1 rRNA gene is annotated in these 630 nt (G+C 50.3%); it reads right to left on the bottom strand.

Annotated elements, in window-relative coordinates:
- Positions 1-630 (bottom strand): 23S ribosomal RNA (locus FCK90_RS15195); the annotation flags it as partial.

The raw sequence follows: 630 nt of genomic DNA, 5'->3' as shown, positions 1-630 counted from the left end.
CCTCCATGACTCTTTACCTCGAGGCTAGCCCTAAAGCTATTTCGGAGAGAACCAGCTATCTCCAAGTTCGATTGGAATTTCTCCGCTACCCACACCTCATCCCCGCACTTTTCAACGTGCGTGGGTTCGGACCTCCAGTAAGTATTACCTTACCTTCATCCTGGACATGGGTAGATCACCTGGTTTCGGGTCTACGACCTGTTACTTATGCGCCCTATTCAGACTCGCTTTCGCTACGGCTCCGCTTTTTCCGCTTAACCTTGCAACAAATCGTAACTCGCCGGTTCATTCTACAAAAGGCACGCTATCACCCATTAACGGGCTCTAACTACTTGTAGGCACACGGTTTCAGGAACTGTTTCACTCCCCTTCCGGGGTGCTTTTCACCTTTCCCTCACGGTACTGGTTCACTATCGGTCACTAGGGAGTATTTAGCCTTGGGAGATGGTCCTCCCGGATTCCGACGGAATTTCACGTGTTCCGCCGTACTCAGGATCCACTCTGGAGGGAAAGCCATTTCAACTACCGGGCTGTTACCGTCTTTGGCGGGCCTTTCCAGACCGCTTCATTTATAACTTTCTTTTGTAACTCCGTATAGAGTGTCCTACAACCCCAAGAAGCAAGCTTCTT

It is taken from the genome of Kocuria coralli (assembly GCF_008831305.1).
Taxonomy (GTDB): Bacteria; Actinomycetota; Actinomycetes; order Actinomycetales; family Micrococcaceae; genus Kocuria; species Kocuria coralli.
This window is presented reverse-complemented; position numbering and strand designations above follow the sequence as displayed.